Below are 4,989 nucleotides of genomic sequence, written 5' to 3'. Positions count from 1 at the left end.
AAAGGAGCAAGCATGATCTACGAGGTCCGCGAGTACGTAGCCGCCCCGGGGCGGCTCGGGGCGGTGATCGACCTCTTCACCTCCGCCACCATGCCGATGCTGGCCAAGCACGGCATGGAGCTGGTCAGCGCCGGCCGCACCATGATCGGCGAGCACTCCTGGGGCGAGCTCGTCTACACCCTGCGGTTCGACGATCTCGCCGATCTCGAACGGAAGTGGAACGGGATGCTGGCCGACCCGGAGTGGGTCGCGGCGCTGACCGCCGCCGAGGCCGACGGACCGCTGTTCGCGACGATGCGGCGGCGAGTCCTCGACGCCGCACCGGTGGCCACCGCCTGACCAGGGGAAACGAACCGGTTGCTTGCCAGCGGCGCCGGGAGGAACGAGCTCATGGATGCTGCAGCCGGTGATCCGTGACGGCAAGCTGGTCAGGAAGTGGGACTTCACCGAGCTGATCGCGAACTGTCAGCGTGAGGTTCCGGAGTCCTACTACATGAGCTGTGTCGGTCCGATGCGGGCCGTCTCGACCGAGATGGCCGTCTGGGCCTGACGCAGTCGTCCGGTGCCCCGCGCCATGCCCCTCCCCGGCGGCGCGCCGAGCCACCCGCGAGGAGAACCATGACCCGCCTGCACGTCTTCGACATGGACGGCACGCTGCTGCGCGGCGCCGCCACCGTGGAACTGTCGCGCCACCTCGGCACGTTCGAGGTCGCGGACGCCGTCGAACGGGCCTGGAACGCCGGAGAGCTGACCGACCTGCAGTTCTGGGAGTCCGTGCTGCCCCTCTGGATGGACGCCTCCGATGCCGAGATCGACGCCGCCTTCGCAGCCGCCGCCTGGATCGAAGGCGTCCCGGAGGTCTTCGCGGACATCCGGGCCCGCGGCGAACACATCGCCGTGATCTCCCAGTCCCCGCACTTCTTCGTGCGCAGGCTGGAGGGGTGGGGTGCGCACCGGACGTTCGGCTCGGACGTCGTGCCCGGCCGCCCGCCGACCACGGACTCGCTGCTCACCCTGCAGGACAAGGTCGACATCACCCTGGGCCTGCTCGCGGACCTCGGGCTGAGCGAGGACGACTGCACGGCCTACGGCGACTCCCGCTCCGACGTGCTGCTGTTCGAGCGGCTCACCCGCACCGTGGGGATCAACCCCACCGACGTGCTGCGCGACCGGTGCGCTGTCGTCTACGAGGGCCTCGACCTGCGCGCCGCCTACGCGCTCGGCCGGGACCTGGTGCCGTCGTGACGCGACGTCCTGTCCTGCGCTCCGCTGCCGGCGGACCCCGTCCGCCGGGTCTTCACCGATGACTCGGTGAGTGAGGGGCCGCCGCACGAGATCGCCAAGGAGTTCGGGGCGCTCGAGGTGCTGGGCATGCACCTACGGGGCTACGACTGCGCGGGCACGATGCGGTGTCCTACTGGCCGGCCTGCGCAGAGCCGGAGGTACGGACAGCGGGCCCCGCAGCGTCGTCTCCGTGCAGGGCTCGCTGTCGATGCTGACCACGGCCGGGCGACACGGCGGGGACTGGTCGTCGACAGCAGCGGATCACCGTCGAGCACACGGCGCTGCGGCACGCGAACAGCCTGGAGTCCGCGCTGACCGACGCGGGCACGAGCGAGATGCACAACCCGCTGACCGGGTAGGCGGTGACCGGATCCCCGCCCTCGGCAGCGGGCCCGTACTGGTGCCGCCGCTCTCCCCGGTCCCGGGGTGGGACATCGGGTGGCCCGGCAGTCGGCGCTGGATGGCACGCAGGACACTGGATGGCACGCAGGACAGTCGGATCGGCCCCGCGAGCTGCCAGCCGACCGCGGAAAACGCCGCTGACGGTCCCTAGTGTTGGTGGTGCTGCCGGCGCGAAGACCGTCCTGCTCTGGACCTACCTCACCACCCCGAGGCGGTTCGTCTTCGCCGACGGCGGCTTCGCCGGGTGCCTACTCGCCACGAACGCCCCGCCGTCCCCGACGCCACGATTCGCTGGGCCGCGATCAACACCCTCGCCCGCGGCTGGCCTACTACCCGAACGCCGCACCCCCACAGGCGCCAGTTGATCTTCTCGATCACGCTCTCAGCCGCGAGGGGTGGCTGCGCTTGTGCCACCTGTGAGCTCGTTCGAGTCTTGGAGCAGGATCAGGCGGAACAGGGCGCGTAGTTCATCGTCGGACTTGTCGTCGCGACCGTGGATCAGCTGCGCGCTGGCGCCTTCCCACGCGGCCTCGAGGAACCGGGCGGTGCGTGCGCTGTAGAGACGTTCCACGCCCGCGCGTGCTGATTCCGCCCAGGAAGCGACGAGCGCTCGGTAGGCGGGGTCGCGGACGCTCTGGGCATAGAGCTCGTAGAGCAGGGTGCGTTCTCGGGCGCTGTCCTTGAGCGCGTTCACGACCGCGAGCGCCGCGTCGATCATGGACTCGAGGTCGGTGGCTTCGTGGAACTGACGCTCGTACAGGGCCGAGGTCTGCGAGACGAAGAGCCGGAACGCCTCGAGTAGTAGATCGTCGAGGTTGGCGAAGTGGTAGCTGGTCAGCCCGAGGGACAGGCCGGCGGCGCTGGCGACCCGTCGGTGGGTGACGCCCTTGACCCCGTACTCGGCAGCAACGTCGAGGGCTGCATTGAGGAGGGCGAGGCGGGTGGCATCGGAACGAGGTCTCGCTCGCACTCCACAACTCCCTTCCACCGGCCCGGTCCTCCTTGATGCTTGGAGAACCCTACTGTCTCGTCACGTGCGCGGAGGACGCTCCGCCGGTCTTCGGGAGGCGAAGCGGGCCCAGCCTGCGGAACCGTGCCGGTCGCGACGGCCGTGGCCGATGTCATCGTCGGGGCGGCATGACGGCTGGTGGTCGGGGGAACCGTCCACCAGCCGCAAGCATGGCCGGCGGGTCGGCCGTGTCGCGGCGGACCCGTCGGGCGGACACCCCTCGATGCGGCCCACGGGTGAGAGGGGCCGGGACCGCCCGGCTCGCGACATGGTTCCTGGTTCAGGATCCGAGTGCGATGAGGCGACGGAACCGGCTGCTGTGGAAGACCAGCGGCTCGTTGCGGGGATCAGCGGTCAGACGGTGGATCTGCAGCAGCACGATGTCGTGGTCGCCCGCGGTCAGCTCGGAGTGCACCGAGCAGTCGAGCCACGCTGCAGCGCCCCTGACGAAGATGGCGCCGTCCTCGCTCGGCTCCCACGGCACGTCGGCGAACCGGTCGCGGTCCTTCGCCGCGAGTGAGCGGCACAGCGTCTCCTGGCCGTCGGCGAGCACGCTGACCCCCAGCCGGGGCAGCTGCCGCAACCGCGGCCAAGTCGTCGAGCTGTGTGCCACACAGACCGACACCAGCGGTGGAGTGATCGAGACAGAGGTGAACGAGCTCGCCGCGATCCCGACGGGCTCCTCGTCGTCCAGTGCACAGACAGCTGTCACGCCGCTGGGGAAACAGCTGTAGGCCCGCCGCAACTCCGCCTGGTCAACGGGCAGAGGACCGATACTCAGTTTCGAGGCCATGTGATTTCCGTTTCGGCTCGGGTCGTCAAGGTCACGCGAGTGAGATTCGTGCGGCGCGCATCAGGGAGCAGTGCGCGCTGCCTGTGGGGTCAGTCCATCAGCTTGCCGCCGTGGCCCCAGCGGTTGCGCGGGACGCCTTCGACGATGACGGTCGAATCCGCACCGACCTCCTCGCCGAGCACGGAGGTCATGGCCTGTGTGACCGCCTCGACCATCCGCTGCGAGAACGACGGGTCCTCGAAGCGATCCTCGAAAACCTTCACCTCGACGTAGGGCATTCTGCCGCTTCCTTTCTGTGGCCAGAAGTGCTGACGGAGTACTTGTCGGGTTACCGGCGATTCGCGTCGAACCAGGCTGATGCGACTTTGTTGAACCGCTCCGGGTCGTCTTGGTGCAGGAAGTGGGTGACGCCTGTCCAGAGCTCGACCCGGGTATCGAGACCGAGCTCGTCGACGAGGTGCGACTCCCAGGTGTAGGTCGGCTCGTAGGCGTAGACACACAGTGTCGGCCGGCGGCGCTCGCGGATCGCGCATTCGGTCTGCGGGCGAAGCCCTGGCGCGTCCGTGCCGCACCACATGCCGGCATAGGTGGGCCAGACGACCTCGGGGCCGAGTGCGAGCGCCTGCAGCCGGCGTCGGATCCGGCGGGCGGCGGTGACGCTGTTGTGTACCTCTGGCTCGAGGTCGGCTGCCACCGCAGCGCGTTCTGCGCTGTCGGCGTAAGCCGGGTCGCCGATGGTCGTGCGAACCTGTCCCTCCCACTCCTCGGGCTGTCGTACGCCGGGTCGATCAGCAGGACCGAGCGGGCCAGGTCCGGGCGGCGCACAGCGATCAGGTTGGTGATGATGCCGCCCAGGGAGTGCCCGACCAGATGGCTGTCGCTCAGGCCCAGATGGTCGAGGACGGCGATCACGTCCTCGGCGAGCTCCACGCTCCCGTACCCGCTCGCGGCCCGTTCGGAATGCCCGTGCCCCCGCAGGTCGAGTGTCACGACACGCGCGTCGCCGGCGAAAGCAGAAATCTGGTCGGCCCAGTCGGTCGAGTCGCTGCACCACCCGTGAATCAACACGACAGAGGGGTCACCGCTACCGAACTCCGCCACGAAGCAGTCGAAGCCCCGAACACGAACCCAACTCATGCATTCCTGCTTTCCGTGTGGTGGCCGCGCTCGACCTGGCGCCCCGGTCAGCCGAGGACCGACGCCGCAGCGGCGAGATAGCCGCTGCGGTTCACACCGGCAGTGAGGACGTGCGCGATGTTGCTCTGCTCACCGAGCAGCCGGATCGGGCAGTACGTGGCCGGTGACGACAACGACGTCCCCGGCCGGCCGCCGGCGTGCCGATCTGGTGTTCGCGCTGGAGCAGCGCGGCCGCGGTAGGCCCGGAGCGGGAGCTCTACGTCGAGCACGGCATGACCGGAGGAAGCACTGGCCACGGCTGTCGCCGAGCCCCTGCATGTCGCCGAGCCGCTGCGGTGGTCAGATCCCGGAGGGTGTGGGGTCC

General features: G+C 69.4%; 8 protein-coding genes and 1 pseudogene. 3 read left to right on the top strand and 6 right to left on the bottom strand.

Annotated elements, in window-relative coordinates:
* The 3 genes from ACL02T_RS34685 to ACL02T_RS34675 all read left to right on the top strand — a co-directional run.
* A partial coding sequence (locus tag ACL02T_RS34685) for an NIPSNAP family protein (RefSeq protein WP_412835059.1) occupies window positions 1–339 on the top strand: 339 nt, incomplete at its 5' end.
* A 55-nt stretch (window positions 340–394) separates the two neighbouring features.
* Window positions 395–550, top strand: coding sequence for a hypothetical protein (locus ACL02T_RS34680; protein WP_412835058.1), 156 nt, complete (start codon window positions 395–397; stop codon window positions 548–550).
* Between the two features lie 68 nt (window positions 551–618).
* Entirely contained in the window at window positions 619–1,245 is a 627-nt protein-coding gene (locus tag ACL02T_RS34675) for an HAD family hydrolase (RefSeq protein ID WP_412835057.1), read from the top strand.
* 823 nt (window positions 1,246–2,068) lie between these two features.
* On the opposite strand, the gene ACL02T_RS34670 is transcribed toward ACL02T_RS34675, so the two are convergent.
* From ACL02T_RS34670 to ACL02T_RS34645, 6 genes and pseudogenes are all read right to left on the bottom strand, one after another.
* Window positions 2,069–2,656, bottom strand: a complete 588-nt coding sequence (locus tag ACL02T_RS34670; protein WP_412835056.1) for a TetR/AcrR family transcriptional regulator — start codon at window positions 2,654–2,656, stop codon at window positions 2,069–2,071.
* A gap of 319 nt (window positions 2,657–2,975) precedes the next feature.
* Window positions 2,976–3,488 carry a flavin reductase family protein gene (locus ACL02T_RS34665; RefSeq protein WP_412835055.1) on the bottom strand — a complete coding sequence of 171 codons (513 nt, stop codon included), beginning with the start codon at window positions 3,486–3,488 and terminating at the stop codon, window positions 2,976–2,978.
* 89 nt (window positions 3,489–3,577) lie between these two features.
* Window positions 3,578–3,766 carry a tautomerase family protein gene (locus tag ACL02T_RS34660; RefSeq protein ID WP_412835054.1) on the bottom strand — a complete coding sequence of 63 codons (189 nt, stop codon included), beginning with the start codon at window positions 3,764–3,766 and terminating at the stop codon, window positions 3,578–3,580.
* A 50-nt stretch (window positions 3,767–3,816) separates the two neighbouring features.
* On the bottom strand, window positions 3,817–4,182 hold the full coding sequence (locus tag ACL02T_RS34655; protein WP_412835053.1) for a hypothetical protein: 366 nt from the start codon (window positions 4,180–4,182) through the stop codon (window positions 3,817–3,819).
* A pseudogene (locus tag ACL02T_RS34650) lies at window positions 4,149–4,625 on the bottom strand (alpha/beta fold hydrolase); the annotation flags it as partial. The gene ACL02T_RS34655 and the pseudogene ACL02T_RS34650, both read right to left, overlap by 34 nt.
* A 47-nt stretch (window positions 4,626–4,672) precedes the next feature.
* The gene (locus tag ACL02T_RS34645; RefSeq protein ID WP_412835052.1) at window positions 4,673–4,798 is read right to left on the bottom strand and encodes a hypothetical protein; all 126 of its coding nucleotides are present in this window, start codon (window positions 4,796–4,798) and stop codon (window positions 4,673–4,675) included.
* Window positions 4,799–4,989: the final 191 nt, after the last annotated feature.

This window comes from Pseudonocardia oceanicola (assembly GCF_047200735.1).
Taxonomy (GTDB): domain Bacteria; phylum Actinomycetota; class Actinomycetes; order Mycobacteriales; family Pseudonocardiaceae; genus Pseudonocardia.
Note: the sequence above shows the minus strand (reverse complement) of the source record. Positions and strands in the feature narration are given on the sequence as shown.

Bases quoted from the DNA above. Each gene is read 5' to 3' on its own strand.
- ACL02T_RS34680 (WP_412835058.1), top strand. From the start codon at position 395: ATGCTGCAGCCGGTGATCCGTGACGGCAAGCTGGTCAGGAAGTGGGAC.
- ACL02T_RS34675 (WP_412835057.1), top strand. From the start codon at position 619: ATGACCCGCCTGCACGTCTTCGACATGGACGGCACGCTGCTGCGCGGC.
- ACL02T_RS34665 (WP_412835055.1), bottom strand. From the start codon at position 3,488: ATGGCCTCGAAACTGAGTATCGGTCCTCTGCCCGTTGACCAGGCGGAG.
- ACL02T_RS34660 (WP_412835054.1), bottom strand. From the start codon at position 3,766: ATGCCCTACGTCGAGGTGAAGGTTTTCGAGGATCGCTTCGAGGACCCG.